At 68.6% G+C, this 24,284-nt stretch carries 21 protein-coding genes and 2 pseudogenes; 15 read left to right on the forward strand and 8 right to left on the reverse strand.

Translation table 11 applies throughout. The annotated features are described in order from the left end of the window. Positions 1-219: pseudogene (locus AC1DDO_RS20220) on the reverse strand (acetyl-coenzyme A synthetase); the annotation flags it as partial. 433 nt (positions 220-652) lie between these two features. Here AC1DDO_RS20220 and AC1DDO_RS20225 point away from each other — a divergent pair. The 3 genes from AC1DDO_RS20225 (at position 653) to AC1DDO_RS20235 (ending at position 3,600) form a co-directional block, all read left to right on the forward strand. Continuing rightward, on the forward strand, positions 653-2,074 hold the full coding sequence (locus AC1DDO_RS20225) for a hypothetical protein (protein WP_476972607.1): 1,422 nt from the start codon (positions 653-655) through the stop codon (positions 2,072-2,074). Between the two features lie 81 nt (positions 2,075-2,155). Beyond that, positions 2,156-2,923: an endonuclease III gene (gene nth / locus AC1DDO_RS20230; RefSeq protein ID WP_476972640.1), complete on the forward strand. Its 768-nt coding sequence runs from the start codon at positions 2,156-2,158 to the stop codon at positions 2,921-2,923. Then, a complete protein-coding gene (locus tag AC1DDO_RS20235) occupies positions 2,920-3,600 on the forward strand; it encodes an NUDIX hydrolase (protein ID WP_476972608.1) in 681 nt (226 codons plus the stop codon). Before nth ends, AC1DDO_RS20235 begins: the two co-directional genes overlap by 4 nt. Before the next feature lie 62 nt (positions 3,601-3,662). Here AC1DDO_RS20235 and AC1DDO_RS20240 read toward each other — a convergent pair whose 3' ends face one another. Beyond that, positions 3,663-3,923 (reverse strand): YegP family protein, encoded by a 261-nt coding sequence (locus AC1DDO_RS20240; RefSeq protein WP_476869683.1) that lies wholly within the window; start codon positions 3,921-3,923, stop codon positions 3,663-3,665. Between the two features lie 139 nt (positions 3,924-4,062). Next, entirely contained in the window at positions 4,063-5,793 is a 1,731-nt protein-coding gene (locus AC1DDO_RS20245) for a bifunctional 3'-5' exonuclease/DNA polymerase (protein ID WP_476972609.1), read from the reverse strand. A 135-nt stretch (positions 5,794-5,928) separates the two neighbouring features. Between AC1DDO_RS20245 and ssd the strand changes: the two genes are divergently transcribed. From ssd to AC1DDO_RS20285, 8 genes are all read left to right on the forward strand, one after another. Beyond that, positions 5,929-7,038: a septum site-determining protein Ssd gene (gene ssd / locus AC1DDO_RS20250; protein WP_476972610.1), complete on the forward strand. Its 1,110-nt coding sequence runs from the start codon at positions 5,929-5,931 to the stop codon at positions 7,036-7,038. Beyond that, positions 7,035-8,375 (forward strand): TadA family conjugal transfer-associated ATPase, encoded by a 1,341-nt coding sequence (locus AC1DDO_RS20255; RefSeq protein WP_476972611.1) that lies wholly within the window; start codon positions 7,035-7,037, stop codon positions 8,373-8,375. Before ssd ends, AC1DDO_RS20255 begins: the two co-directional genes overlap by 4 nt. Positions 8,376-8,566: 191 nt before the next feature. Continuing rightward, the gene (locus tag AC1DDO_RS20260; RefSeq protein ID WP_476972612.1) at positions 8,567-9,349 is read left to right on the forward strand and encodes a hypothetical protein; all 783 of its coding nucleotides are present in this window, start codon (positions 8,567-8,569) and stop codon (positions 9,347-9,349) included. Positions 9,350-9,362: 13 nt separating this feature from the next. Beyond that, positions 9,363-9,974 carry a type II secretion system F family protein gene (locus tag AC1DDO_RS20265; protein ID WP_476972613.1) on the forward strand — a complete coding sequence of 204 codons (612 nt, stop codon included), beginning with the start codon at positions 9,363-9,365 and terminating at the stop codon, positions 9,972-9,974. Between the two features lie 338 nt (positions 9,975-10,312). Next, the gene (locus AC1DDO_RS20270) at positions 10,313-12,025 is read left to right on the forward strand and encodes a hypothetical protein (protein ID WP_476972614.1); all 1,713 of its coding nucleotides are present in this window, start codon (positions 10,313-10,315) and stop codon (positions 12,023-12,025) included. 212 nt (positions 12,026-12,237) lie between these two features. Continuing rightward, the gene (locus tag AC1DDO_RS20275) at positions 12,238-12,639 is read left to right on the forward strand and encodes a DUF4244 domain-containing protein (RefSeq protein WP_476869689.1); all 402 of its coding nucleotides are present in this window, start codon (positions 12,238-12,240) and stop codon (positions 12,637-12,639) included. Between the two features lie 71 nt (positions 12,640-12,710). Next, a complete protein-coding gene (locus AC1DDO_RS20280; RefSeq protein WP_476972615.1) occupies positions 12,711-13,088 on the forward strand; it encodes a TadE family type IV pilus minor pilin in 378 nt (125 codons plus the stop codon). 110 nt (positions 13,089-13,198) lie between these two features. Then, a complete protein-coding gene (locus tag AC1DDO_RS20285) occupies positions 13,199-13,507 on the forward strand; it encodes an Rv3654c family TadE-like protein (RefSeq protein WP_476972616.1) in 309 nt (102 codons plus the stop codon). A gap of 50 nt (positions 13,508-13,557) precedes the next feature. Here the strand turns inward: AC1DDO_RS20285 and AC1DDO_RS20290 are convergent, their stop codons facing one another. Both AC1DDO_RS20290 and AC1DDO_RS20295 read right to left on the reverse strand, forming a co-directional pair. After that, the gene (locus AC1DDO_RS20290; protein ID WP_476972617.1) at positions 13,558-15,978 is read right to left on the reverse strand and encodes a DEAD/DEAH box helicase; all 2,421 of its coding nucleotides are present in this window, start codon (positions 15,976-15,978) and stop codon (positions 13,558-13,560) included. 231 nt (positions 15,979-16,209) lie between these two features. Continuing rightward, entirely contained in the window at positions 16,210-16,902 is a 693-nt protein-coding gene (locus AC1DDO_RS20295; protein ID WP_441409670.1) for a GNAT family N-acetyltransferase, read from the reverse strand. Positions 16,903-17,019: 117 nt separating this feature from the next. Between AC1DDO_RS20295 and trhO the strand changes: the two genes are divergently transcribed. Continuing rightward, complete coding sequence (gene trhO, locus AC1DDO_RS20300) at positions 17,020-17,913, forward strand: oxygen-dependent tRNA uridine(34) hydroxylase TrhO (protein WP_476972618.1); 894 nt, start codon at positions 17,020-17,022, stop codon at positions 17,911-17,913. 81 nt (positions 17,914-17,994) lie between these two features. Here the strand turns inward: trhO and AC1DDO_RS20305 are convergent, their stop codons facing one another. Continuing rightward, positions 17,995-18,537: a hypothetical protein gene (locus tag AC1DDO_RS20305; RefSeq protein ID WP_441409672.1), complete on the reverse strand. Its 543-nt coding sequence runs from the start codon at positions 18,535-18,537 to the stop codon at positions 17,995-17,997. 114 nt (positions 18,538-18,651) lie between these two features. Next, positions 18,652-19,107 (reverse strand): hypothetical protein, encoded by a 456-nt coding sequence (locus tag AC1DDO_RS20310; RefSeq protein ID WP_476869831.1) that lies wholly within the window; start codon positions 19,105-19,107, stop codon positions 18,652-18,654. Positions 19,108-19,393: 286 nt separating this feature from the next. On the opposite strand from AC1DDO_RS20310, the gene AC1DDO_RS20315 reads away from it, so the two are divergent. Then, complete coding sequence (locus tag AC1DDO_RS20315) at positions 19,394-20,170, forward strand: MerR family transcriptional regulator (RefSeq protein WP_476972619.1); 777 nt, start codon at positions 19,394-19,396, stop codon at positions 20,168-20,170. A 202-nt stretch (positions 20,171-20,372) separates the two neighbouring features. Further along, positions 20,373-22,022 carry a DUF7059 domain-containing protein gene (locus tag AC1DDO_RS20320; RefSeq protein ID WP_476972620.1) on the forward strand — a complete coding sequence of 550 codons (1,650 nt, stop codon included), beginning with the start codon at positions 20,373-20,375 and terminating at the stop codon, positions 22,020-22,022. A gap of 21 nt (positions 22,023-22,043) precedes the next feature. On the opposite strand, the pseudogene AC1DDO_RS20325 reads toward AC1DDO_RS20320, so the two are convergent. Further along, positions 22,044-23,306 (reverse strand): annotated as a pseudogene (locus AC1DDO_RS20325) (MFS transporter); the annotation flags it as partial. Between the two features lie 79 nt (positions 23,307-23,385). Between AC1DDO_RS20325 and AC1DDO_RS20330 the strand changes: the two are divergent. Continuing rightward, positions 23,386-24,096 carry an ArsR/SmtB family transcription factor gene (locus AC1DDO_RS20330; protein ID WP_476972621.1) on the forward strand — a complete coding sequence of 237 codons (711 nt, stop codon included), beginning with the start codon at positions 23,386-23,388 and terminating at the stop codon, positions 24,094-24,096. The last annotated feature ends 188 nt before the right edge of the window (positions 24,097-24,284 follow it).

The raw sequence follows: 24,284 nt of genomic DNA on the forward strand, positions 1-24,284 counted from the left end.
CTGGTCAAAGTCCCGGGACCAGTCCAGCAGTTCCCGGGCCTGCCTCGCCCAGAACGCGGGCCGGTCCGCGTCGGCCTCGGCATACTCACCCGCGGTCACCACCGCATTCGCCGCGAACTCCGCCGAAGGCGCGAACCGCCGGTCCTCCTTCGACAGATTCTCAAACGCATCGCCGTTGGGAGCCGGCGTGGCCATGGAGCCGTGTGTCTGCTGGGACATGGTGAACCTCATCATTCATCGATCCGGTCTGAGCGGCCGTTCGCGTCGCCTCCGCACCGGGCCGCATGCGCGGCGTCGGGCAGTGGCAGACGTCGGCAGTGCCGCAGGAGCTGTCTGGAATAGACACTAATACGTGGGTCCGACCAAACGTGCGCCCAGTCACAAAGGGTGCCGTGAGCGGTGTTTGTTAAGCGCCGGGTGGCTTGTTGGCGGCGCTGGGCGGTGCTTCGGCATGCAGCGTCCGGGATTCGGAAAACGGGAGAATTCTGCTGTGTCCGCCCTCGGCTTGTCAGCTAGTGATCGGCCACCCACTTGGCTAGGCTGAGATGAAGTTGTGACATCCGATGGAGGCGACAGTACCCGCTGGCGGTACTGTCCTTGCCTGCCGTTAGACGGCGCTGTCCAGAGCGCCGCCATGCTAAGGAGATACGGAATGAACGAGCAAGACAACGGACAGCTCCGGGCGCCCGCCCAGGGCCAGGGCGGAACGGCGCAGCCGGGGCCCGCCGGGTTCGGGGATACGCCGCGCTTCACGGTGGACAAAAAGTCCGCGAAGAGGAACGAAGCAGTCCTTGGTGCCTTCACCATCCGTGACCTCACCGTCTTCGGCTCGACGCTGCTGCTCTTCGTCGCCTCGCTGATTCCGATGTTCGCTTTCGCCTACAACCTGTGGAACCTCGGAAGCCTGTTCTTCCTGGGCCTGGGCATTGTGCTGCCGCTGATTGTCACCGCTTTGTTCGTGGCCCGCCGGCTGAGCCCGACGACGAAAATCCGGATCGGGTCCCTGTCGATCGACCAGTTCGCTTCGGTGGTGGCGTCCTTCACGCTGGCCTTCTTCTTCCTCGCGGCTGCCGGGGCGTTCCTGCCGAGCATGCTGATAGCCCTCCTCGGTGCCGTGGGGCTTTTTGCGGCCACCGTCCTGGCCCGTTGGATCCCGTTCTTCGCCGGGGACTTCCTGGACCGTGAGGAAGCGCCGGCCCACGTGGCGGCGCGTGAAGCGGCTGTCCCGGTGCGAAAGCCCCGTGCGCCCAAGCCGCCGAAGGTGCCCAAAACGGCCAAGGCCTCGGCGGGAACAGGCGAGTCGAAGGCTGCCGGGGCAGCCGCAGCCGCGGCGGGCTGGGCAAAGCGCCCGTTCGGCGGCGGCGCAGCGTCGGCCGCAACTACGCCGGCTGTGCCGTCAGCCCAAACATCTGCGGCGAGTGCCGCGTCCAGCGCGCCGGAAACCCAGATCTCCGGCGTCGTGCCGGCAGCCGGCGCGGCCACCCCCGTGTCGTCCGCGTCATCGGCATCGCCGACGACGTCGGCCACTGGGCCGGCAGCGGCCGCGACGCCCGCCGAAGAGACCCAGTCCGAGGCAACCCCGTCCGCCGAAAAGACCCGGGCCGCCGGCATCCCGGCATCCGCGTCCGCGGCACCCGCCGTTGCCGGTGCTGCCGCCGCCGGTGCAGCTGGCGCCGCGGCTGCCGCCCAGAAAACCCCGCCGGCCGCGGAACAGACCCAGGCCGCCGGCGTTCCGGCAACGTCGGGCGCACCCTCGGGCGGCAGCGCCCCCACCACTGTCAACCCCCAAGTCCGGCCGCAGGAACAGGCCCGGCCGCAGGAGCCCATCGGCGCCACCGTCGATCCTGCCAGCCGGCATGAGGAGGACCACGTCCACCCCGTGCACGAGGCGTTCTGGTTCGCCGTCGCGCAGCCCCGCACCGCCACCGACGAGCGCACCGGAGCTCCGGCGTTCGTCATTGAACCCGGCGGCTGGGTCCTTGCCCTAGAGGACCGGGGCAGCGAATTCCTGGTCCAGCACACCGACGGGCGGCTCGGCGTCCTGCGGGATCTCAGCAACATCGAACGCGGTTAGCCGCATCCCGTGACCACAGAATCCGGCACCGCGGAATCGGGCGCCACGTCCGGTGCCCCGAGGGCGTCAGGGGAAACTGTCCTGGCGCTCAAGCGACGGGCGCGCCGGATCAACCGGGCGCTGGCCGAGCAGTACCCCTACGCCCACGCTGAGCTGGATTTCCGCAACCCGTTCGAGCTGGTCATAGCCACGGTGTTGTCCGCGCAGACCACTGATGTGCTGGTCAACCAGATCACACCCCTGCTGTTCGCGCGCTATCCCGATGCGCGGCTGATGGCGGAGGCGGATCCGGCCGAGCTGGAGGCCATCCTTAAACCGACCGGATTCTTTCGCGCCAAGGCCAGAAACGTCCTGGCGCTGTGCAACCGGATAGTGGACGAGTACGACGGCGAGGTGCCGGGCCGGCTCGAGGACTTGGTGACGCTGCCCGGCGTCGGGCGGAAAACGGCAAACGTCGTGCTGGGCAACGCTTTCGGCATTCCCGGCATCACGGTGGACACCCACTTCGGCCGCCTGGCCCGGCGCCTTGGGTGGACGGAGTCGGATGATCCGGTCCGGATCGAGTCCGACGTCGCCGTGCTGTTCGAGCCTAAGGACTGGACCATGCTCTCGCACCGCGTCGTCTTTCACGGCCGGAGGGTCTGCCACTCCCGTAAGCCTGCGTGCGGCGCCTGCGCGGTGGCCAACTGGTGTCCCAGCTACGGGATGGGCGAAACCGACCCGGCGAAGGCGAAGAAACTGCTGAAGTACGAACTCGCCCCGGGGCAGGAGGAGCTGCTGGCCCGGCTGCAGGCCGAGACGCACCGCGCGGCGGAAATCCGGATGGAATCGCAGAGGAAGCAGCGGTGACCGCGCGCCAGGACCTCGTCGAACTCGTTGAGGCGGTGAAGGCGGGCACGGCTCCGGCACCGGATCCGCGCTGGCGGGAACTCGTCGTCGAACCCGGCGAGCGGGTCCGCAAGGCCGCCGTGCTCATGCTTTTTGGCGCGCTCGATAATGTCCCGGCGGTGTCCGAGAAATTGCTCGCTCCAGCCGATCTGGACGTCCTGCTGCTGCAGCGGGCGCAAACCCTTGAGGACCATCCCGGGCAAGTGGCCTTCCCCGGCGGCGGCATCGACCCAGGCGAGTCCGCCGTCAATGCCGCCCTGCGCGAGGCGGAAGAGGAGACCGGCCTGAACCCTGCGGGCGTGGACGTCCTGGGAGTGATGCCCGAACTGGCGCTGCCCCGGGGCAATTTCCTGGTCACCCCGGTCCTGGCCTGGTGGGCCGCCCAGTCGCCTGTCCGGGTGGTGGACTATGGTGAATCCGCGCAGGTGTTCCGTGTCCCGGTCAGGGACCTGCTGGACCCGGACAACCGGGTGCTGGCAACGGTCAGCCGAGCCGGCCAGTCGTTCCAGAGCCCGGCCTTCACTGTCAACGGCGTGGTGGTGTGGGGGTTTACCGGGATGATCCTGAACCAGCTTTTTGAACAGCTGGGCTGGGCCGTTCCCTGGGACCGCACGCGGCTCTACGGGATCGATGTGTGAAACTCGTTCCGCCGGCACCGATCCGCCGGTCCGATCCGAAAGCCGGTCGGTAGTGCCGGTCCCTAGCCCGTAGCTACCGCGCTGCCCGCCAGGGGAGCAACAGCCCGGACAGCCGACCTGCTGGTGGCTACTTTCCTGTGCATACCGGACCGATCCACAATCAGGCCCGTCGCGGCGTTCTCGCGCACGGCATTAATGCCCGCCGCAGCGCTCTTGATGGAGCTGAAGAGCGGGGACACGGCCACTACCGTGCCGTCTGCCGCCGTCAGCCTGAAGAAATAAGCCTTGTCGCCAGCCTGCGCGATCTCAAAAATGCCAGCCAAACCAATGCCTCCCCAATTCCTTGCGTCTTTGCAATGCCGGCAGTTCTTCGGGAAATTTGCCGGCCTTTCGAGGGTAGCCCGGTGACGGAGCCCACACAACGCTACCGACCGGTACGTTACAGGTGGTGACCTCTGCCACTCATTTGGCGTTGTCGTATGAGTCGACTACGGCCACGCTGACCGGAAATTCCACCGGAATGCGGCCGAACAACAGCTCCTTGGCGGCATTTGCGGAATCCTCGATCGCCTTCATGCAATCCGCCACGGCACTTTCAGGGCAGTGCACCATCACTTCGTCGTGCAGGAAGAACACCAGTTCGCCGGTGGCGGCGCCCTCGGCCCGCATGGTGCGCAGCCGGCGTCGCAGTTCCGCGAGCCAGCACGCCGCCCAGTCAGCAGCCGAGCCCTGGACCACGAAGTTGCGGGTGAAGCGGCCGCGTGAGCGGGCGATCGCGTCAGCCCGGCGCTGCTCTTCCGCGGTGGTGGACTGCTGGCTCTGCAGCCAGCGGTCCGACGGCGGCGGGCTGCTCCGGCCCAGACGGGAAGTGACGGTCCTGCCGGCCTCGCCGTCGCGGGCGGCCTGCTCGACGAAGCCGACGGCACGGGGGTAGGTGCGGGCCAATTGGGGCATCAGCCGCCCGGACTCGCCCGTGGTCGCCCCGTAAATGGCCCCGAGGAGGGCCACCTTGGCTTTTGCCCGGTCACCGCCGAAGCCCTGCGCCGCAATGCCGGCATAGAGGTCCTTGTCCCGGGCGGCCTCGGCCATTTTGGCATCCTGCGCGAGGGCCACGAGCACCCTCGGTTCCAGCTGCGAGGCGTCGGCAACAATCAATTTGTAGCCGGGATCGGCGTGGACCGCGCCGCGGATCTGGCGCGGGATTTGCAGTGCGCCGCCGCCCCGGGACGCCCACCGTCCGGACACCACGCCGCCCACCACGTATTCGGGCTGGAACCTGCCGTCCTTCACCCACATGTCCAGCCATGCCCAGCCGTTGGCCGCATGCAGGCGAGCCAGTTTTTTGTAGGCCAGCAGTGGCTCGATCGCCGGGTGGCTGGATTCCTTGAGCTCCCATTGGCGGGTGGTCTTCACTTCGATGCCGTTGCGGTGCAGGGCGCGCATGAGATCCTGCGGGGAGTCCGGGTTCAGCGCCGGTGACTGCAGCAGCCGCCGGAGTTCGGCGGTGAGCGCTTCGAGTTTGGCCGGACGCTGGCCCGGCGCCGGCCGGGGTCCGAGATAATCCGCGAGAATCTGCTCGTGCAGTTCCTCGCGCCACGGGACCCCGGTGTGCTGCATTTCGGCCGCGATCATGGCCCCGGCGGATTCCGCCGCGAGCAGCAGCTGTAGCCGCTGGCGGCGGCCGGCATCAGTGACAACGGCCGAGCCGGAGGCTGTCCCCGCGTTGCGAAGCGCCTCCTGCTGCGCGGCGTACTCGGCGCGCAGGGCCTCAAGGGATTGGCCGGGGCGATGCCCGGGGGCCGGGGCATCGAACAGGGCCCCCTGTTCGGGCGGCGGGGGAGGGGGCTGCAGCCCCCGCGACGGCAGAGGCAGCTCGTCGTCCTGCGTCAGCTTCTCTGCGGCCTGCGCATAGCCGGTGTGGGCGGTGAATTCCGAGTGGGCCAGGATCGAACCGCACAACGTCAGGTCGTAGCAGCGTTCGAGTTCCACCCCGGCGCGCAGCAGCGCGGGATACCAGTCCTGCGTGCGGTGCCAGATCCAGCGCGGGTGCCGCTCCTCGAGCCCGCGAACCACTCCGGGCAGGTCCTCGGGCCTGACAACGCGCGGTTCCGGATTGGACGGTTCAGGGCTGCCATCTGCCGTGAGTTGCTGCAGCGCCGCGCCGTCGGCATGGGCGGCGAGCAGCAGGTACATAGGGTCAATTCTGCCCTGCTCCGAAGCATGGTCCGTGCGCGTGCCGGGGCGGCGGGTTCAGGACAGCCGCGAGGCTTGTCCACATAGCCCACGACGGCGGTTACCCTGCGGTTCCGGGCGGGGCACAGTGGCAGCATGAACAGGCACCAGCAACCTGGGCCAGGCTCGCCGCCTCCGCAGAATCCGGTGCCCTGGATCCCCGGGGAATCCGCGGAAATTCTGCTCGTCACCGGGGTCGATGTGCTGCGCAGCGAAGTGGAACGCATCGTTGCCGCGGCCGGGGGCCAGCTGCGGACGGTGCAGAATGTTGCCGATGCGGCACCGTTCTGGGATGCTGCGGCCACCGTGCTCGTTGGCAACGACATCCGCGACTTGCCGCCCCGGTGGAGGGCGCCCGCGGTGCTCGTCGGCCTCAACGGCGACGGTGACGGGCTGTGGCACCTGGCCGCCGCCGTCGGGGCCGGACGCGTCGCGGTGCTGCCGGACGCGGCCGCATGGCTGGCTGAATACCTGAGCCGGTCCCGCGCGCCGGAAGCCGGCGGATTCGTCCTGGGGCTCACCGGTGGCTGCGGCGGTGCAGGGGCCACCACGGCCGCCATCTGGATTGCGCAGGCCGCCGCCGGGGCCGGTGCCCGGGTGCTCCTGATTGACGGCGACCCCTGGGGCGGGGGCCTGGAGCTGGCGTTGGCCGCCGAGGACACCCATGGGCTCCGCTGGCCGGATCTGGCCGGGGCGAGCGGCAGCATCGACGCAGCCCAACTGGAGGATGCGCTGCCGGTCGCCGGCGGATTTTCCTTCCTGTCGTGGCCTGGCGTCCGGGACCGTGCGGCAGTTGTGGACGCCACCGCCGTCACCGCGGTTCTCGACGCCGCCCGGCGCGGCTGCGAGCTGGTGGTGCTGGATATCGGCCGGGACCGGGAGGCATTGCGGTCCTTCGCAAGGGAATGTGACCGGATCCTCGTGGTTGCGCCCGCGCGGATCCGGGCCGCCGTCGCCACGGCCTGGCTGCTGCGGGAGCTTCCCGCGGTGGAAACCGCGCTCGTGGTCCGGGCCGGTCCGGGCGCAGCCCTGGAGGCGCCGCTGATCGCCGACTCCGTGGGCCTGGCCCTCGACGGGATCATGCCGGATATCAAGGGGTTGGCCGCGGCAACCGAAGTGGGCCGCCTGCTCGAAGCCGGCCGGCAGCGCGCCGTCCGCCGTTTCGCCGCTGGCCTTCTTGACCTGAACGGGGGAGATTCCAGATGAGTGGCCATGCCGCGGTGGAACCCGCCGATCCGGACCGGCCCTCCAGGAGGGCCTCGGGCCGCCGCCGCTCGCAGGGATTTCTCGACCAGAGACTGCTGGAATCGGTGCGTGAGTCCGTCATGGCCGATGCCTCGCCCGTAACCCCGTCGCGGGTCGCGGCTGCGGTTCAGGCCAGTGGGCGGCTGCTGGGCACGGCCGGCGCGCTGGCTGCGGTGGAGAGCATCAGTGCGGAACTGAACGGCCTGGGCCCGCTGCAACCGCTCACCCGGGATCCCGCCGTGACGGACATCTTTGTCAATGGGCCGGACTCAGTCTGGCTGGACCGCGGCAGGGGTCTGGAAAAGGCTCCGGTCGCCTTTTCCGGGGAGCCGCAGATCCGGGCCCTTGCCGCGAGGCTCGTGGCGGCCGGCGGCCGGCGGCTGGATGACGGTTCGCCCTGCGTCGACGTCCGGCTCGACGGCGGCTACCGGGTGCACGCGGTACTGCCGCCCATTTCGACGGCCGGAACCCTCCTGAGCGTGCGGATCCGCCGCGCTACCGTGTTCTCCATGCCCGAACTGCGGCGGGACGGCATGTTCGGGACCGGGACGTCCGCGGATCTGGTCCAGACCGTGCTCGAACGCATGGTGGCATCCCGGCAGAGCTTCCTCATCAGCGGCGCCACCGGCTCGGGGAAAACCACGTTGCTGGCGACGCTGCTGGGACTGTGCCACCCGGGGGAGAGGCTTGTCCTGATTGAGGACGCCGCCGAGCTGAACCCGGTCCACCCGCATGTCGTCTCGCTGGAGTCCCGGCACGGAAACCTCGAGGGCGGCGGCGCCGTGGACTTGGGCGAACTGGTCCGCCAGGCCCTGAGGATGCGGCCGGACCGGCTGGTGGTAGGCGAATGCCGCGGCGCGGAGGTCCGTGAGCTGCTCTCGGCCATGAACACCGGCCACACGGGAGGCGGGGGGACCCTTCACGCGAATGAGGCGGCGGCCGTCCCGGCACGGCTGGCGGCCCTGGGCGCGCTCGCCGGCATGGGCCAGGACGCGGTGCGGCTGCAGGTGGCGAGCGCGATCGACGCCGTCGTGCATGTCGAGCGGACAGAGGCCGGGCGCCAGGTCGCGAGCATTGGAATCATGCAGGCCCAGGACTCGGGCCTAGCCGTCACCGCCGCCCTGGAACTCCACGGGGGCCAGGTCCGCTCCGGCCGGGCCTGGCCGCAGCTGGCGCGCCGGCTCGGCCTGGATCCCGGCGTGTCCGGTGCGGATCCGTCCGGGCTGGAGGCGGCGTGGCCGGCCGCGTTGATTCCGGGTTCCGGACATGAACCCCCGCAGCCGCGGACGCCGCGATGACCGCCCTGCTGATCATTGTCTTGGTCCTCGCCATGTGGCTGGCCTTGCCCTCGCCCCACGCCGCCCGCGGTCGGGTCCGCCGGTCACTGCAAAGCACAGGCCCGCGGAGTTCCGGGGCCCGAGTTCATCCGCGACCCGGCCGGCGGATACCCGGCCGAGGAATGTTTGCGAAGGGGATGTTTGGGCGGGCGATGTTGGGGCGGGGAGCCGGCGGGAGAGCCCGCGGGGCCGTCGGCCGTTTGCGCGCCGGAGGATCCGCGGGGACGGAATCAGTCCCCTTGACCGTGGTGGTCCAACAACTGGCCGCGCTGCTGAGGGGAGGGCGCATTCCGGCCCGGCTGTGGGATGAACTATGGGTCCTGTACGGCGGGGACGCTGCGCGGGACGGGACCGCGGGCCACATCCCGGTTGGGGCTGGCCATGGCTGGGGCCAGGACCGGGGCCGGGAAGGCTCTGGGCCGGCGCTCGGCCCGGAGTCCCTCAGGGTTGTGGCGGCCGCACGAGCGGCCGCCCTGCGCGGGGCCTCCGTGGCCGCTGCCATCCGGCGCGAGGTCGCAACGGGGTCCTTCGGCGGGCGCACCACCGTCGTCGTCGCCATTGGGGCGGTGAGCGCCCCGGCTCCCCGCGACGTGCGTGTGTGGGGCGAGCTCGCCGCTTGCTTTGACACCGCGGAGGCCACCGGGTGCCCGCTTGCCGAGGTGCTGGCGCGCTTTGCCGCTCACCTTGAGACGGAGGACGACGCCGAGTCCGCCCGGCAGACGGCCTTGGCGGGGCCGCGGGCAACCGTCCGTCTCCTGACCTGGCTGCCGCTCTCGGGCCTGGGCCTCGGCCTGCTGCTCGGCGTGGACCCCGTGGCGACCCTCCTGGGCAATCCGTGGGGGCTCGCAGCGTTGGCCGCAGGTGTGGTCCTGACCGCCGTCGGCCGGTTGTGGTCCTCCTGGCTGGTCCGGGCCGCGGCGGAAGCCCAACCGTGACTCCGCGGCCGCTGTGAGCCCCGAACTGGGCGGCTTCGTGGTGGCAACGGGCCTTGCCGGTGCAGCAGCCATGCTCCTCGCCGGCCCGGGCCCTGTCAGCCGGAGGCTCCGGCGCCAGTTTCTGGGCCCGGCCAACGGATCAGTTGGCGATCCGGCGGGCCGCGACGCCGGCCGGCGCGGACGTCCCGGCTTCGCCGGCCTGCGCGACACCGCCATGATGCTGGAACTGATTGGCGCGATGCTGGATGCGGGAGCCGGCCTTGGCCGGTCCCTCGAACTCGTCGCCGCCCTAGCGCCACCGGAACTCGGGCGGCAGCTCCGGCCGGTGGTGTCAGCTCTGGCCATCGGAGCGGACTGGAACGCGGCGTGGCGGAGTTCCGGCACCCAGGCGCCCCAGCTCCTTGCCCTCCGGGACGCACTCTTCTTCGCCGCGCTCACTGGCGCGCCGTCCTCGGCGCTCCTCTACGCCCAGGCGGCCCGGCTGCGCCGCGAACGAAACCGGGCCGCGGAGCAGCGCGCGGCGGCCCTCGGCGTGAAGCTCGTTGTGCCGCTGGGCTTGTGCTCCCTGCCGGCGTTTGTGTGCCTCGGCGTCGTGCCCGTGCTGCTGGGGCTGCTCCCGTCCTGAAAAGGGGGCCTGCGGCGACTCGCGGGCCAAGGTTTATTCAAGTTGTTGGGGGATACCGTTGGGACAGGCACCGTCGGAGTATGAGCGGTCTCGTGCATCGGCTTCTCACAGCGCTTCTGTGGCGCCTCGAACCTCGGATATTTCTGGGGTCTCGTACCGAGTGGGGGCCATGCCAGGGGGGCAGATCTATGATTCGACTGCATAAAGTGGGCGTCCTTGCAGCGCTCAACCTATTCGTTTTGGCCGGCTTGGCGGTGGGTTCCAGTCCGGCGTCCGCGGCCGTGCCGACCTGTCAGCCGGGGGCGCCGCAACCGACGAACCAGTACCCGGGCACCACGGTGATTGCGACCAACTTCGAGTCGGGAGCCCTCACGACCGCCGGGTTCAGCGCCGCCTTCACGGCCGGGACCGGGACGGCCGATGTTTCCTCCGCCCAGCAACACTCGGGCCGCTGCTCGGCACACGTGCACGTGACCACGGCGGCCGGTTCGGTGGCCAATTTTTCCGCCCCCCTTCCTGCCGGCAGCAATGAGGTTTATGCCGACGGCTGGTTCAACGTCATCCAGGAGGGCGTCGCAGGCAACAACGTCCCATACTTCCGCTTCTTCAACGGGAACACCCGCTTCGTGGACGTGTACCGCTCCAATGGCGGCGGTGGGCCGCTGTGGCTGCGCGTCGCGGCGCCCGACGGAACCCTCGGCTACACGCCGATGAAAGTCAACGTCCCGCTCGGCACGTGGCACCACCTCGTCACCCACGTCGTGGCAAACGGATCCGCCACCACGATTGAGGTGTGGTTCGACGGCAAACTCCTGTACTCCAACAAGCAGGTCGCCACGGGATTTACCGCAGTCACCAAGATGCAACTCGGCGCAGAGCACCGGCGGCAGGCCGGCGACAGCTACATTGACGACGTCGTCATCAAGGCCGGAAAGTCGGCAGGTCAGCTTCCCGGAACTTTTAGCCCCATCTCTCCGACCCGGCTCCTGGATACCAGGGACACCTCTCGTGTGGGCGTCGCTAAGGATTCAGCTGTGTCCTTCCAAGTCGCGGGGGCCGGCGGCATCCCTGCCAAGGTATCCGCCGTCGTATTCAACCTCACGGTGACGCAACCAAAGTCCTTCGGATTCATCACCGCCTACGCCTCCGGCACGCAGCGGCCCAATGCCTCCAACCTGAATTTCGCCAAGGGCCAGACAGTGCCGAATTTGGTCACCGTACCTGTAGGCGCTGACGGAAAGGTCACCCTATTCAACCGGTCGTCGGGTACGTCACAACTGATCGCCGACGTCACGGGCTACTACGTGACCGGCGCAGCCACGACGCCGGGAGCCTTCAAGAGCATCTCGCCCTCCCGGCTCCTGGACACTAGGAGCGCATCGGCGGTGGGCCCAAATACTCCTGTGACCTTCCAGGTCGCTGGCGTCAACGGCATCCCCGCATCAGTGGCCGCGGTGGTGTTCAACCTGACTGTGACCCAGGCGCAGCGCCTAGGCTTCGTGACCGCTTACGCTTCAGGCGCCAACCGGCCCAACGCGTCCAACCTGAATTTCTCCGAAGGGCAGACGGTGCCGAATTTGGTCACGGTTCCTGTGGGCGCTAACGGAAAGGTCGCATTGTTCAACGCGTCCGCGGGCTCGGCCCATCTGATCGCCGACGTCGCAGGCTATTACTTGCCAGGGACTCCCACGGCCACCGGTGCGTTCAAGGCCGTCGGCCCCACCCGTATCCTCGACACCCGGAGTACTTTCGCGGTCGCAGCCAACGGCGGGGTGTCCTTCCAGGTTGCAGGTGCCAACGGCGTCCCCACCGGCGCACTGGCAGCAGTCTTCAACCTGACGGTCACCTCGCCCAAGTCCTTCGGGTTCGTAACCGCCTACCCGTCCGGCTCCGGCTTGCCCAACGCGTCCAACTTGAACTTCGCCATCGGACAGACAGTGCCGAACCTGGTCTCGGTCCCGATCGGCCCTGACGGAAAGGTAACGTTGGCCAACCAGTCCAAGGGGTCAGCCCAGCTCATCGCCGACCTTGCGGGGTATTTCCTGCCCTAGAGACGCCTGTATGAGGTTCTGTCTAACTAACTGAGCCCGAGGGCCTGGGGTCGCAGTACGGACCGCCGCCCCTCGGGCTCAGTTCTGTGCGCGGGCCGCGGGCAGCGCCGGGCCGGCCCAGGCACGGCGCTGCACTTCCGTGGGCGGTCCGGCCGAACGGCCAGTTCCCGGTCAGTTCTCCTCCACAGCCCGCCGCGGTGCCATTTGCGGGCATGTTTTTCCACTTGGCGAACCTCACGGGTTACCACGCAAGGTCCCAGCCGGGAGAGTCGAATCAACCGGCGGTCATGCCGGTGTCCCGGGGAAGGAAAACAATGGAAGGAAAACAGATGTCAATCGATCAGGACACGCCCGCCGCACACCGCGTCGATACAGGGGAGGACGGTGATGCCGAGGTGTACGAGATCTATCCCGGCGCTAGCTCGGTGGTCCCCGTGCAACAGCACCGACGGACAGGACCGCCTTCAGCGCAATCGGGAATGGCCACCGCTGAATATGCCATTGCAACCCTGGCGGCCGTGGGGTTCGCCGGGGTCCTGGTGTTCATCATGCGCAGCGATGAGGTCCGGGGATTCCTCCTGAACCTCATCCGGACGGCGCTCGCGTTGCCATGACGGCCGTCCGGCGCGGTGAGGCGAGCGGCGGCCAGAGGAGGTGGCCCCTATCGGCCGAGAGCCGCGGGGCTGTGACTGCCGAGTTCGCCGTGGCGTTGCCCTCCGTCGTCCTCCTGCTTGCCCTGCTGCTCGCGGGGTCGGCGGCCGGCGTGACCCAGCTCCGCGTCGAAGAAGCGGCCCGCGGCGGTGCCCGTGCACTGGCGAGGGGAGCCGCGGCCGGCGAGGTCGGAGACATCGTCCGCCGGCTTGCCGGCGAAACGGCAGGGTCCGAGGTGGCGCTCGACGGCGAGTGGGGCAGGGTCACCGTCACTGGCCGGGTTCCCGGCGCTGTCGGGGCCCTTGTTCCGTGGGTCCTCAGCGCCACTGCCTGGGCGCGTCCCGAGGCCCCTGGCGCGGCAATTCAACCCTCGGTGTATGGCGCCTCCCGCGACGCGCGGCTGGGGGCCTGATGCCGCCCGCACGTTCCCTGGCCAGCAGGCCTTGGACCCGAAATCCGTCTCCGGCCCGGGACCCGCGCCGCTTCCCGCCTTCAGAGCGGGGGTCCGGGACCGTCCTGGCCTTGGGACTCGGACTGGTGGTCATCATGGCCATGGCCTTTCTGCTGCTTCTGGCCCAGTCGGCCGTCGCAGCGTCGAGGGCTGCGGCGGCGGCCGACCTCGCGGCACTGGCTGCCGCGGATGCCGCGCGGGGAATCACGTCCGGCGAACCGTGCGCCGTGGCCCGGGAAGTCGCGCTGAAGAACAAAGCCTCGATGCTTGCCTGCGCTGAAGGCCCAGACGCCACAGTCCAGGTCCGCACCGAGTTCAGTGCGGGACCGTTCCTGGGGTGGGCTACTGGGCTGGCCAGAGCGGGACCACCCCCTCGCTGAGACGAGGGACCGCTCCCTCGCTGAGATGCGGGATCGGCGCGGCGGCGGGGTCAGGCGCGGAGCGGTTGGGCGGGGTTTTCGCCCGTTCTCCCGGCCGCGGCTGGGACGGCGCTGCCGGTGGACATCAGGTCGGTGGCGTCGTTGAGCAGCACGTCGAGCAGCGTGACGGCAGCGCCCTTGTCGAGCGGGTTGTTCTTGTTGCCGCACTTGGGTGACTGGACGCAGGAAGGGCAGCCGGACTCGCATTCGCAGGCCTTGATGGCATCGCGCGTGGCGGTCAGCCACACCCTGGCCTTGTCGTAGCCGCGTTCGGCAAATCCGGCCCCGCCGGGATGGCCGTCGTAGACAAAGATCGTAGGCACGCCGGTGTCGGCGTGAATGGCCGTGGACACTCCGCCGATGTCCCAACGGTCGCTGGATGCCACGAGCGGCAGGAGCCCGATGGCCGCGTGTTCGGCGGCATGGAGGGCTCCGGGGAACTGCGCCTCGATCAGGCCCGCACCGGTCAGTGAGCGGTTGTCCACTACAAACCAGACGGCCTTGGTAAACAGGTCCCTGGCGCCCAGTTCCAGGGGTTCTTCACCGAGGATCTCGTTGGAAATCAACGCCTTGCGCTGGAAGGAGACCACCTGGGTTGTCACTTTCACATCGCCGAAATGTACGGCCACGTCGCCCCACTGGGTGGTGCGTTCCGTTTCCAGCACCTCGATCTGGGTCACGTCCCGGGCGGTGGTGTAGTAGTCGGGGTTCGCCCGGCGCACCATCACACAGTGATCGTCTTCGTTCAGGTCCTCCACCACGTAGCTGTCCCCTTGGTGGACATAGATGGCGCCGGTGTGGGCCTGGTAGTGGGTTTGGGGCGAATCCATGGTGCCGAGCAAGGACCCGGTATCGGCATCCACAATGCTCACCGGGCCCCCGCCGTCGGCCCGGAGGTTCACCATCGCGGCGGCACTCTGCGGATGGGTCCAAAACCACCCCGCCGGCCGTTTGCGCAGGTAGCCCTGCACAACCAGCCGATCCAGCAGCTTCTCCGAGGTAGCCCCGAAGAGCTCCAGTTCGGCGAACCCCAGGGGAAGTTCCGCGGCCGCGGCGCACAGGTGCGGGCCCAGGACATACGGATTGGAGGGATCGAAGACCGTGGCTTCCACCGAGACGTCGAAAATCGCCTCGGGGTGGTTCACCAGGTAGGTGTCCAGCGGGTCGTCGCTGGCCACGAAGGCCGCGATCGCGTCCTGGCCGGCGCGGCCGGCCCGGCCGATCTGCTGGAACAACGACGCGCGGGTGCCCGGCCAGCCTGCGACCAGCACGGCGTCGAGACCGGAGATGTCGATGCCCAGCTCCAGCGCGGAGGTGCTGGAGACGCCCAAGAGTTCACCCGAGCGGAGCGACTTTTCCAGGGCCCGCCGCTCTTCCGGCAGGTAGCCCGAGCGGTAGGCGGCCACGCGCTGCGGCAGGCTGGGGTCCACCTCGTCGAGCAGGCGCTTGGCGATGGAGGAAATCGTCTCCGCCCCGCGCCTGGACTTGATGAACGCAATGGTCCGGGTCCGGGAGGACACCAGGTTGGCCAGCAGGTCCGCGGTTTCGGCGACGGCGGTCCGGCGCTCCTTGGCGCCGTTTTCGCCCCGGACATCTGTCAGGGCCGGCTCCCAAAACGCCACGGTGGTGGACCCGTGGGGCGAAGTGTCGTCGGAAACGGCGCGGACTGGTGCGCCGATCAGCCTGCCGAAGGACCGCTCGGGGTCAGACGCCGTGGCCGACGCCGCGATGAACACCGGGCCGGGGTGTGAGCCGCCGGGACTGTAGTAGGCGCAGATCCGACGCAGCCGGCGCATGAGGTTTGCCACGTGGGAGCCAAAGACTCCGCGGTAGCTGTGGGCCTCATCGACGATCACATAGCGGAGGCGCCGGAAGAACCTGGCCCACCAGGCATGGTTCGGGAGGATGCCGAAGTGCAGCATGTCGGGGTTGGCCAGGATGAAGTTCGCATGGTCCCGGATCCAGCGCCGGGATGCGGGGTCGGTGTCGCCGTCGTAGGTTTCGGCCCGGACGGTGGGGAGCTTCAGGGCCCGGATCGCGGCCAGCTGGTCGGCCGCCAGCGCCTTGGTGGGGGACAGATAGAGGGTCACTGCGCCGTCGTCGTGGATCTTGCCGGGATCGGACAGGACCCTGAGCTCGGAGCGGTGGATCGCGTCCAGGGCAGGCAGCTGATACGCCAGGGACTTGCCGGACGCCGTGCCGGTCGCAATCACCACGTGCTCCCCGGCATGGGCCAGCTCGGCGGCCTGGACCTGGTGCAGGTAAGGCTCGTGGATGCCCAGGGAACCGTAGGCGGCCACGAGATCCGGGTGGGTCCACTCCGGCCACGGCGCGTTGACGGCCTGGCGGGCCGGGATCGTCCGCACATGACGCAGCTGTTCCGGGTCCGGGCCTCGGCCCAGCAACGGAATCAAGGACTCATGCGGGTTCACTCACATATTCTTTCATCCGGCCTCAAATCGCCCGCACAGCGGACACTGCGGCGTGGGCGCGGTCGAAGCCCATCGGGGAACGCACGCGGAACTGCATATTTCCCCCAGCCTGGGCCCTCGTGCGCTGCGGCCTTTCATCAGCCGGCGCCCTGGAGGCGCCGCGGGCGCTCGCTGCGCCTCAACCGACGGACAAAGTGCTGAGCCTCCATCGACGGGCAGAGGCGCCAAGCGTCAACCGACGGACAGGTCCGAGCCTTCCTCCGACGTCGACAGCATCAGGACGTGGCACACCATGCGCCAGCCGAGGTGCGAATAGAGTTTCTGCCCGTCCAGGGAGGCGAGCAGCAGCCCGGAGTCGACGTCGTGTTCGAAGGCCTGGGCCGCCAGGGCCTTCATGATGAAGCTGCCCAGCCCCCGCCGCTGGTACATCGGCGACGTCACGATGTTGTCGAAGATGGCGGTGTGTCCGACCACAAATACGCGTCCGCTCGCGGCGACCTCATCGCCTCCACGGACCACGGCGTGGTGGACGCCGTCCGTCCTGGACGTCTCCAGTTTGAGGTCGTCGTCCGAAAGCCACGGGTCCTCCGAATCCTGGGTCTCCATGTCCACGATCATCATGGTCTGCGAAGCCGAAGTGACATGGAGGCCGTGCCGCGGTGCCAGGAACGTGTACTTGGCCACGTCATTGGTGAGGATCGTGAGGACCCGTGCCGGTGCTTCGGCCGTCTTCGCCGCCAGCTCCGCGAACTCTGAATCGGACGGGTCGAAGGCGAAGTATTCCCATTCGTGGGTGGTGTCCGCGCGATAGGCCGCAGGAAACCGTCCCTCCCTGCGCGTCTCATATCCGCGGCAACCTGCCCATCCGGCAACCCAGATTTCCAGCAGGTGAGTGGTGTCTTCAACCATGGCGTCAAGACTCATGTGATGAGCGTATTCCAGCAGTGCCACAAGCAACAGGGGCCGGATCGGGGAAGGCCTCTTGCATATCCAATTGTGACTGTTGCCCGGCCGTCCATCCCAGCCAGTACCCTTAAATACGTGGCTTTGAACAGGATTGTGCTCTTTTACGGATTCACCCCCCTCGCTGACCCGGACGCCGTCCGGCTTTGGCAGCGCGCCCTGTGCGAAAAACTCGGGCTAACCGGCCGCATCCTCCTTTCCAAGGACGGCATCAACGCCACCGTTGGCGGCGAAATCAACGCCGTGAAGCAATACGTCAAGGCCACCCGCGAGTACAAGGGATTCCACGACATCGACGTGAAGTGGTCCGACGGCGGCGCGGCAGACTTCCCGCGGCTCAGCGTGAAGGTGCGGGACGAAATAGTATCCTTCGGCGCCCCCGGCGAGCTCAAAGTCGACGCCGGCGGAGTGGTGGGCGGCGGGACCCACCTCAAACCCGAGGAACTCCACGAACTCGTTGAAGCCAAGAAGCAGCAGGGGGACGAGGTCGTGTTCTTCGACGGCCGCAACGGCTTCGAGGCACAGATCGGTAAGTTCAAGGACGCGGTGGTCCCGGACGTCGCCACCACCCACGACTTCATCAAGGAACTCGACTCCGGCAAATACGACGCCCTCAAGGACAAACCGGTCGTCACCTACTGCACCGGAGGCATCCGCTGCGAGGTGCTGTCCAGCCTGATGGTGAACCGCGGCTTCAAGGAGGTCTACCAGCTCGACGGCGGAATTGTCCGCTATGGCGAGACCTTCAAGGACAAGGGCCTGTGGGAGGGCTCGCTGTACGTGTTCGACAAACGCATGCACCTCGAATTCAGCGGGGACGCCAAGACGATCGGCGAGTGCGTGCGCTGCTCGGCACCCACGAGCAAGTTCGAAAACTGCTCCAATCCGAGCTGCCGGACCTTGACGCTCTATTGCGCCGAATGCGCGGCAAGCCCCGAGACCCTGCGCTGCCCGGACGGCTGCACGGTCTAAGGCACCGGTTCGCTGAGGCGAGGTTTCGCTGCGGCACCTCGTCGCTGAAGCACCGTCTCGAGATTTGGCCGGCCGTGAGCCTCAGATTCGGTTCACCCGGTAGGCATAGTTCGCCGGTCCGTTCGCGTCCACTTTGATTGAAAGCGCCGCAGCTGCGGGCAGATAAACCACGTTGACCCTGGACGTCCCGCACCGGAGACTCAGGTCCACGAGTTCGCTGTCACCGTTCTCGATGGAAAAGGACACCCGGAGGGCGCTGCGGCACGCCAGCGTCAGGGCGTAAGTACCCGTGGGCAGCACCGTTGTGGTCTCGGTCCGCTCCTGGTCAGCCTCCAGTGTCCCGAAACCCCTATGGAAGACCTGCCCCTCGGCGTCGGGCAGTGCGTCGTGAACCCAGTCGTCCAGCTCCTTGCCGGACACGGGCTCGTTGAGGTGGGGGTCCCGGGGCAGGGCGGCGTCAGTGGTCGGCGGAGCGGCAACAGCGGTCGTTTCTTCCCAGTTGTCGGCGCTGTATTGATATTCGCAGCCGGACAGGACCGCCCCAAGAAACACCGCAACTGAGAGCACCACGGCGGCAGCCGGGGTGCGCCGTCGCGGCACCCTCCTGGCCGGCACAGTTGGCATACTCTGAGATTAAGGTTGCCCGGGATCAAACGCTAGAGCCAAAGGTCCGGGTCTGACGGGCCAGTCGGAGGGCGCCGGTCCGGACGCCGGTGAAGCAGGCGCTGCGGGCGGGTCTTACTCCGACGGCACCAGGTGGTAGGCGTAAATCAGAGGGGCATCCACACTGGATGTGCTGAGCCGTACCGCGCCCGCGGCCGGTACTTTGATGCGGGCAGTTTCACGGCTGCCGTTGCAGGCGGCACCTGCCTCGGCCAACTGGCTGCCGTCCAGACTGACGGCGAAAAAGGCTTTTCCGCCGCCCTCGCACGTCATGGTCAGCGTGTACGTGCCGGCGGGCACGGCGGCGGACCGGACGATCGGGTCCCGGTTCAGGATCTTGCCGGCATCCTCCAGCACCGTCCCGGGGGCCGAGGGCAGCGCAGTGGCCTTCCACGCGGGGATATCGGCGTTCTCAACAGAACCGGCTGGGGCGCAGGCCGCTGCGGCAAGCACGACGCCGACGGCGGTCGCAGCCGTGAGCGTCCGCCGGACCAGGAGGGTGGCCGGGGCGCGGAAAGAAGGGAAAATCATGCCTCCAACTTACCGTCTTGCACGCCCCCGTCCGGCCGCGCGGCCTTCCCTTGCGCCATCTCCCGCGGACCCTTGACTTTGACGCAGCGTCAAAGTTTAGAGTCGAAGGGACGGGCCGGCAGCGGCCGGTCAGCACCGGGAGAACAGGCGCAGCAGAAACCATAGCTGAACAGCAGGACAGCAGGACAGCTGAACAGCTGAACAGCAGGACAGCAGGACAGCAGAACAACAGGAACACGCGGCCCGAGGCAGAAGACACGGCCCGAGGCATAAGAAAGGTGGAGGCATGGACTGGTCCGTTCAGCAGATCGCGAAATTAGCCGGGACCACCGGCCGGACTTTGCGTCACTACGACGACATTGGCCTGCTCAGGCCGAGCCGCACCGGGAACAACGGCTACCGGTATTACGGCCAGGAGTCGCTGGTCCGCCTGCAGCGCATCCTGCTCCTGCGCGAGATGGGGCTTGGGCTGCCGGCGATCGCGGACGTGCTCGCCAACGAGGCGGACGCGGAACGGGCACTGGACCGGCATCTGGCATGGCTGCTGCAGGAGCAGGACAGGCTGGGGCGGCAGGTTGCGTCGGTCCGGAACACCATTGAGGCATTGCAAACAGGAGGAAAGATCATGGCAGAGGAAATGTTCGACGGTTTCGACCACACCCAGTACCGGGAAGAAGTCGAGCAGCGGTGGGGCAAGGACGCCTACGCCACGTCAGACGCCTGGTGGCGCGGCATGGACGCCGGGCAGAAGGCCGCCTGGACCGAGCGGTCGCGGGAGCTCGGCGCGGACTGGACGGCCGCGGCAGCGTCGGGCGTTCCTGCCGACAGCGCGCAGGCACAAGACCTGGCCCGGCGCCACGTCCAATGGCTCAAGGGCATCCCCGGCACCCCGGCGTCCCCCGCCGCAGGCGGGAACGCCGCCCTTGCGGACATCAAGGCGTACGTGACAGGGCTCGGTGAGATGTACGTGGCTGATCCCCGGTTCGCCGCGAACTACGGCGGTGCCGACGGCGCGGCCTTCGTCCGGGACGCCCTGAGGATCTACGCGGAAACCGAACTCTAGCCGGACCCGCACACGGTCCGGTCCAGCCCGGACCAGTACGGCCCGGGGCTGAACCCCAGACCAAGTTCCGGCCTGAACCCCGGACCAAGTTCCGGCCTGAACCCGGGACTAAACTTGTCCGGTGACTTCCTCAGCGCAAGGCCCCGCCGTGTTTCGTTCAACGCAGGCTCGTTCAACGCAGGCTCCCGCAACCCCGCCCCCAATGCCCACAGCAGGCACCCCCGATGCTCCGCGGAGCGACCTACCGGGCCTCCTGGAGGCTCTGGCCACGGACCTGCGTGCCGTGGGCTACTCGGTGGACGGGGTTGCGGAACTGCTCGGCGAGGCTGCGCACTCGGCGCTTAGCCGGGACCAGCTCATCCCTGCGCTGATCGTCACCGGGCGCGCCTCCGGGGAGCCGACGACGGCGGCGCTCGCCGCCGTCGTGCGCCTCTGGCTCCTGGCAGAGCCGCAGCGCGCTCAGACCCTCGACGCCGCCCTCCCCGGCATCCGCACGGAGGGGTTGCTGGAACTCGGGCTCGTGGAACCGGCGGACGTGGAACCGGCGGGCCTGGACCAAGGCGGCGACCAGGACCTGTTCCAGGCGAAGGTGGACTTGAGGCCCTACGGCTGGGACCCAATCCTGGGCGAGGACGGCGCCGGCGAGGGCGGGGCGGACCTCTGGGTGGCCAGCGACCTCGCGGCCCACCAGCGCGCAGGCGTCCTTCGCCACGACCACGTCCTCGGGATCGGGCAGGCCTCCACCACCCTGGTCCAGGTCACCGCCCGCCGCCATGTTGCCAGGGCCCTTGACCTTGGCACGGGCTGCGGCATCCAGACCTTCCACCTGCTGCACCACGCGGAGCACGTGACCGCCACGGACATTTCCGAACGCGCACTGGCATTCACCCGATTCAACCTCCTGCTCAACGCCGCCGAGCTGCACCTGGACCCGGCGAACCTGAATGCCCGCGTCAGCCTCAGGCTCGGGTCCCTGCTGGAACCGGTAGCGGGCGAGGAGTTCGAGCTGGTGGTGTCTAACCCGCCGTTCGTCATCACGCCCCGCAGCCTCGGCGAGTCCGCCAGGGACCAGTTCACGTACCGCGACGGCGGCCTGCCGGGGGACGAGATTGTGTCCTCGCTGGTCCGCGCGCTGCCCTCCGTCCTTGCCCCGGGCGGAACGGCCCAGCTGTTGGGCAACTGGGAGATCACGGAGGGCTCCGGCTGGGCCGAACGGCCGCAAACCTGGGCCAGCCCCGACGCCGACGCCTGGTTCATCCAGCGCGAGCAGGTGGGCCCCGAGCAGTATGCCGAGACCTGGCTGCAGGACGCCTCGGAAAACCGTGACCGCCGGCTCTACCAGGACTCGTACGCGGCCTACCTCGATGACTTCGCCGCCCGCAATGTGGCGGGCATCGGCTTCGGCATGATCTGGCTGCGGCGGCCCGCCGACGGCGCCGGGAAGGTGATTTCCCGCTTCGAGGAGATCACGTACCCGATCGAACAGCCCGTGGGCCCGCACCTGGGCGCCGCCGTCGAGCGTGCCGACTGGCTGGCCGCCCACGATCTCGACGCCGCCCACCTGCTCGTCGCGGAGGACGTCACCGAAGAGCGGCACCAGCGCCCCGGTGCGGAACACCCCGGCGTCATCCTGCTGCGGCAGGGCGCCGGGCTGCGCCGGACCAACCTGCTCAGTACCGAGCTGGCTGGCCTGGTCTCAGCGTGCGACGGCGACCTCTCCGTCGGGCAGATCATCGGCGCCCTCGAGGCGCTGCTGGGCGGATACGAGGGGTTCGACAGCGCGGAGTTCCGCGCCGGACTCCTCGAGGAGGTCGGGAACCTGGTCCGGGACGGCTTCCTGCTGCCGGCCTGACTCGGCGGCGGACGCCCCGGCGTCCTCCCGGCCGAACCGCGGAAGGACGTACGCGGTGAGGGCGAGGGCTACCAGGACGCCGACGGCCCCGGTGAGCACGAAGCTGGCGCGTACCGGCACAAGGGCACCCAGGAGCCCGCCCAGCGCCAGCGCGCCAATGGAGACGGCGCGCGTCATCCCGCCAACGATCGCCATCGCCTGGCCGCGGCCGCTTTCCGGAATCCGCAGGATCGCGATCGCGCCGAAGCAGGCGTTCAGGACGCCGCAGGCCGCGCCCGTCGCCGTGTAGGCCACAAAGAGCAGTTCCACGTTGGGGACCAGACCCGTGAGGACCAGGAACGCCGAGGCTCCGGTCATGGAGGCCAGCAGCACGCGCAGCCGGACCCGGGGTGTCCGGATCCTGCCGGCCATCGCCGCCCCTGCCGCCATGCCGAGGCCGAACGCTGCGGACAGGAGCCCGTACTGCGTCTCGGTGGCGCCAAGTTCCTCGCGGGCCAGGAAAACCTCCAGCACATTGGTGGCCTCGCCGACGATGATGAAGAACATCGCCCCCAGGACCAGGGCCCAGACCAGGCTGTCCCGGCGGATCACGCGCAGTCCGTCCAGCAGCGCGGGCTTCGCCTTGCCGGCCCGTTCGGCTGCCGTGCCGCGGCGGGTCCGGATCAGCAGGGCGCCCAACCCCATGGCCACATAGCAGGCGCTGGCCACGGCGAACACCAGTCCGGTCCCGCCCCAGCCGCTGAGCAGGCCGCCCGCGGCGGGACCGGCCATGCCCGCAATCATGATCGTTGCCTGCATGGTCCCCATCGCCCGCGGGGTGCGGTCCTCGCCAACGATCCGCGGCAGCAGGGCCTGCCAGGTGGGGCCGGCCACGGCCTGGGCCGCGTCGAGCAGGAAAGTCATCGCAAACAGCACGGGCAGATAATTCTCCAGGTACTGCATGCCCAGCCCCATGCCGGCGACGGCGGCGGCGCTGACCGCCGAGCTGGCCGTCGCCAGGGTCCGGGAGTCCATGGTGTCGGCGAGCCGGCCGGCCCATGGAGCCAGCAGGACCAGCGGCAGCGCCGAGCACAGCAGGTACGCGGCCACGAGCCAGGGCCCGGCGACCGGCGTTTCGCCGGCGGCGGCCGCGTTCTGCAGGTGCAGCATGACGCTGACGACGACGGCGCCCAGGCCCGCCGTCGCAACGAACCGTGCCGTGCCGGCGATCAGGAAGTCTCGGTTGCGCCAGAGCGGCTGAGCCGCTGCCGCGGGGGCTACTGATTTATGAAGTGTCTGTTTCATAAATAGCAAGCTAGTCCTGTCCCGGAATTAATGTCAAGCATTTCTTTCATAGTTTGGCACGGCTGGATACACTGGAGGAGTGAATGCAGAAACCCCGACGGCGGAGACCACGGCCCCGCCGGCCACCAAGCGCCGGCATCGTCCGGAGAAGCAAGTGGAAATCACCGACCCGAAGGCGATCCGCGCCCTGGCCCACGCCGCGCGGCTGGAGGTCATTTCCGAGCTGTATTCCACCCAAGTGAGCCGGACGGCGACGGAACTCGCCGCGCAGACCGGCCTGACTCCCAGTGCCATGAGCTACCACCTGCGAGCCCTGCAGAAGTGGGGCATCGTGGTTCCGGCAGCCACCGCCGGTGACGCCCGGGAGCGGCGCTGGAAGGCCGCCGGCACGGACTTCACCATCAATTCGGGCGGGGGAGTGGCGAGCCCGGAATTCGCCGTGCTGGACCTTGAGCTGGATGCCTACCGCCGGCGCGTCAACGCCTACGCGAGGGCCCGGGACGAGCGGCGACAGCGCGGCGAAGCTGTGGACGGACCATCTTCGGTGGTGCTGGCCAGCAACCTGCTGTACCTGACCCCGGCCCAGCGCGGTGAGCTGAACGAGAGGCTCTTCGATCTGCTCAAGGACTACGAACTCGAGGACCCGGACCACGTGCCCGAGGGCGCCGAACGCATGGCCACGATGTGGTCAATGATTCCGGACGACCGCGGACCGGCCGCAACGAAACCCGCGCCCACCGCCAAGCCCTCCGTGAAGTCCTCTGTGAAGCCCACCGGCCGCACGGCCTGAGACCGGTGGCGGAGCGGCTCAAGTCCGCCGCCGGAGCGCCCATCAGGACTGCCAGACACCCAGTCGCATTTCGGCCGGAAGCCACCTTCACGGGACCGTCATTTCCGGCCGGATGCGCGGGATTCTGCAAAATATGGTGAACTAGGCGGGTATGGGCGCATCTGCCCGAGCCACCTTTTTCTGTAGGA

This window comes from Arthrobacter sp. 10N43 (assembly GCF_056394525.1).

What these genes read in the sequence shown, in the direction of transcription:
- AC1DDO_RS20320 (WP_476972620.1), top strand. Translation starts at nt 20,373, where the DNA reads ATGCCCACAGCAGGCACCCCCGATGCTCCGCGGAGCGACCTACCGGGC.
- AC1DDO_RS20295 (WP_441409670.1), bottom strand. Translation starts at nt 16,902, where the DNA reads ATGAGTCTTGACGCCATGGTTGAAGACACCACTCACCTGCTGGAAATC.
- AC1DDO_RS20310 (WP_476869831.1), bottom strand. Translation starts at nt 19,107, where the DNA reads ATGATTTTCCCTTCTTTCCGCGCCCCGGCCACCCTCCTGGTCCGGCGG.
- AC1DDO_RS20225 (WP_476972607.1), top strand. Translation starts at nt 653, where the DNA reads ATGAACGAGCAAGACAACGGACAGCTCCGGGCGCCCGCCCAGGGCCAG.
- AC1DDO_RS20275 (WP_476869689.1), top strand. Translation starts at nt 12,238, where the DNA reads ATGTTTTTCCACTTGGCGAACCTCACGGGTTACCACGCAAGGTCCCAG.
- AC1DDO_RS20245 (WP_476972609.1), bottom strand. Translation starts at nt 5,793, where the DNA reads ATGTACCTGCTGCTCGCCGCCCATGCCGACGGCGCGGCGCTGCAGCAA.
- ssd (WP_476972610.1), top strand. Translation starts at nt 5,929, where the DNA reads ATGAACAGGCACCAGCAACCTGGGCCAGGCTCGCCGCCTCCGCAGAAT.
- AC1DDO_RS20255 (WP_476972611.1), top strand. Translation starts at nt 7,035, where the DNA reads ATGAGTGGCCATGCCGCGGTGGAACCCGCCGATCCGGACCGGCCCTCC.
- AC1DDO_RS20305 (WP_441409672.1), bottom strand. Translation starts at nt 18,537, where the DNA reads ATGCCAACTGTGCCGGCCAGGAGGGTGCCGCGACGGCGCACCCCGGCT.
- AC1DDO_RS20315 (WP_476972619.1), top strand. Translation starts at nt 19,394, where the DNA reads ATGGACTGGTCCGTTCAGCAGATCGCGAAATTAGCCGGGACCACCGGC.
- AC1DDO_RS20260 (WP_476972612.1), top strand. Translation starts at nt 8,567, where the DNA reads ATGTTGGGGCGGGGAGCCGGCGGGAGAGCCCGCGGGGCCGTCGGCCGT.